The organism is Pseudomonas sp. S31, assembly GCF_016648105.1.
Classification (GTDB): domain Bacteria; phylum Pseudomonadota; class Gammaproteobacteria; order Pseudomonadales; family Pseudomonadaceae; genus Aquipseudomonas.
The window spans coordinates 1-2,901 of sequence record NZ_JACVVE010000080.1; the positions used below are offsets into that span (position 1 = coordinate 1).

General features: G+C 58.8%; 4 protein-coding genes and 3 tRNA genes. All 7 read right to left on the minus strand.

The window, feature by feature from the left end; all coding sequences use genetic code 11:
• Window positions 1–102: GTP-binding protein (locus IAE37_RS28490; protein WP_130888304.1), on the minus strand; the 102-nt coding region annotated here is incomplete at its 3' end.
• Between the two features lie 78 nt (window positions 103–180).
• Window positions 181–256, minus strand: a tRNA-Thr gene (locus IAE37_RS28495).
• A 29-nt stretch (window positions 257–285) separates the two neighbouring features.
• Window positions 286–359, minus strand: a tRNA-Gly gene (locus IAE37_RS28500).
• A 24-nt stretch (window positions 360–383) separates the two neighbouring features.
• Window positions 384–467: transfer RNA gene (locus IAE37_RS28505), tRNA-Tyr, on the minus strand.
• A 152-nt stretch (window positions 468–619) separates the two neighbouring features.
• Window positions 620–1,045: a hypothetical protein gene (locus IAE37_RS28510; RefSeq protein WP_201178784.1), complete on the minus strand. Its 426-nt coding sequence runs from the start codon at window positions 1,043–1,045 to the stop codon at window positions 620–622.
• A gap of 7 nt (window positions 1,046–1,052) precedes the next feature.
• Window positions 1,053–1,802 (minus strand): pantothenate kinase, encoded by a 750-nt coding sequence (locus tag IAE37_RS28515; RefSeq protein WP_201178785.1) that lies wholly within the window; start codon window positions 1,800–1,802, stop codon window positions 1,053–1,055.
• Entirely contained in the window at window positions 1,792–2,751 is a 960-nt protein-coding gene (gene birA / locus IAE37_RS28520; protein WP_201178786.1) for a bifunctional biotin--[acetyl-CoA-carboxylase] ligase/biotin operon repressor BirA, read from the minus strand. The genes IAE37_RS28515 and birA overlap by 11 nt, the downstream gene beginning before the upstream one ends.
• Between the last annotated feature and the right edge of the window lie 150 nt (window positions 2,752–2,901).

The window sequence follows — 2,901 nt, forward strand, 5'->3', positions numbered from 1 at the left end:
GCGAGTCAGAGCTGCGGTCAGAGTGGTCTTACCGTGGTCAACGTGGCCGATAGTGCCGACGTTAACGTGGGGAAGGGAACGATCAAACTTTTCCTTAGCCATCGATACAATCCTCCGCAGAAGAAATAGTCTTGCGCTGATAAAACAAAGGCAGATATTTTCATATCTGCCTTGTTTATATGGAGCTCTTGAGCGGACTTGAACCGCTGACCTCACCCTTACCAAGGGTGTGCTCTACCAACTGAGCTACAAGAGCGAAACACTTTGCGCAAAATCCGGCAAACTTGGAGCGGGTAGCGGGAATCGAACCCGCATCATCAGCTTGGAAGGCTGAGGTTCTACCACTAAACTATACCCGCGGAGCTTGCGGCTCTCGCTAAAACTGGTGGAGGGAGAAGGATTCGAACCTTCGAAGCTCTCGCAACGGATTTACAGTCCGTCCCCTTTGACCGCTCGGGAATCCCTCCAGATGTGGCCGGCATTCTATTTGTCTGCCGCCCTAGTGTCAAGCATTTTTTCAAATTTTTTCAATCAAATCTGAAACTTAGCTGCTTTGACACCGCTTCCAGCTCTACCACCTCGGTGGTGTTCCCTGTGAAGCGGGCGCCATTCTATCAAGCTATTCGCCAGTTGCAATACCCTCGCACAAAATAATTTTGTGTTTTAAGTCTTTGAAATCGTTGGAAAGACTCGCGAGGACCGATGCGTCCAACAAACGCTCGCTTTCTGCGCCGATCTTGAGCCAGCGGCCATCGGCACCCGGTAGCTGGCCAGCCAGCGGAATGGCCTCGATATCGAGACTGAGCAGACGCTGGCGAAGCGCATCCAATTGCTCCTTCCCTGCCAGGCCACCCACTACCAGGCACTCATCGCGCCGGCGAGCCGGTGTCGATGCACCGGTTTCGCGCAGCAGACGAATCTCTTGCTGACTCCCCTTGTAAAGCGACAAGGGGGCGACTTCCTTGACCTTCAGCGGGGCTTCCTGTTGGTGCCAGACGTAATAGACGACGTTGAGCACCAGCAACAATAGAAACAACCAACGCATAGGCACCTCAATCCAAAGGACAGGCCATTGCCAGGCCAACGAATACCAGGTCGGGAACGACACGCGCCTGAGGTACGGCTTCACGCACAAGCGGCGCATCACCGCCGGTGAGGAATACAGTGAAGGCATCCCCCCAATGCGCGTGCGCCTGCGCGAGCTGCGTGCGGGCAAAGCCCTGGAGCATTAGGACGCAGCCCCGCTCGACCGCTTCGACAGTGGAACGCCCGGGCTCCAGACTGGCCAGCGCACGCTCAGCGGAAGCATCGTCATAGCGAATCCGCCGCGTGTGGGTACGCAACTGGCTGCGCATCAGCGGCATGCCTGGGCAGATGTACCCGCCCAGGTGCTCGCCGTCGGCACTGACAAAGTCTGCCTTGGCGGCAGTCCCCAAGTCGATGATCAGGCAGGCTCCCTTGGCCAGGTGATAGGCACCCAGCACCGCGAGCCAGCGATCCATGCCAAGGCGCTCATAATCCTCATAACCATTGCGAACACCGGCCATTCTCGCCGCGGGCTGGGCAACCTGCGCTTCGACACCGAATACCTGGGCAATCAAGGCGCACAGCACGGCAGTTTCATCTTCACTGCGTACACTGACGAGGCGGCAGCCGGTCAAGCGGACGGTCGCCAGGCCAGTCACTGCATCCAACAGCGCCTGGTCGGAGTCGACGATGCCGCCACCGACCATCGTGGCTTCTGCGGCGTGAATGACCCGCCACTTGATGAAGCTATTACCGCAATCGAGCTCAAGAATCATCACGCAACCTCAAACTGAGCTCACCGCCACTGAAGCTCTTTTCCACTCCATCGACCTCGAGGCGTATCGCCCCCTGCCCATCCACCCCGAGCGCGATGCCGTCGATGGTGGTAGCGCCCGCAATCAGCGAGACCTTTCGCCCCTGCCACAGGTGCGCACGCTCCCATTCTTCCTGGAAGGCAGCAAAACCATAGCGGCGGTGGCGCGCCATTTCTCGCTGCAGCTGTTGGCTGAGCACCGCGACCAAGCGATTGCGGTCGACCACCTGGCCGACTTCGCGGCGCATGGACGTCCATTGCTGATCGACCAAGTCGTTCACCTGCATGTTCACATTGATGCCGATGCCAAGCACCACATGGCAGACATCGGCAGGATCACCGACCAATTCTAGCAATATGCCGGTGATCTTCCGCCCATCGACCAGCACATCATTGGGCCACTTCAGGCCTGCCTTCTCGAGACCAAAAGCCTGCAGGGTGCGCATGACGGCGAGCCCCACTACCAGGCTCAGGCCTTCGAGCTGACGCATGCCACCATCGACCCGAAGGACCAGGCTGTAATAGAGGTTCTCGGCGAACGGGCTGACCCACTGGCGCCCACGGCGACCACGACCGGCACTCTGACGCTCGGCCAGCACCACGAATGGCGCTGCCTGGCCATCGGTTGCAAGACGCAAACCCTCGGCATTGGTGGAGTCGATGGTGTCGTGGATAAATACAGGCCAGCGCTCGCCCTCGGCGAACCCTGCGATAGCCTGCTCATCGAGGAGCACCAGCGGCGCCGCCAGCTGATAACCGCGCCCCCGCACTTTATGGATGGTCAGGTTGAGCTCGCTCTCCAGGTGCTGCAGCTGTTTCCAAACGGCGCTGCGGCTCACACCCAGGGCAGCGCCCAAGGCTTCCCCGGAGTGGAAGCGGCCATCCTTCAGGAGATTCAACAACTTCAGCATGCCAGTCTCGACTTGGAATAAGGCTGGCATGATACCTGTAGCCGCAGCCTCGTGTCGCCAAAAGGGTGCTGGCGAAGCACTCGAACCAGGGCGATCAGCGCACAAAGACAAAACCCCTACCTGCTCGCGCAGATAGGGGTTTTGCGAAAT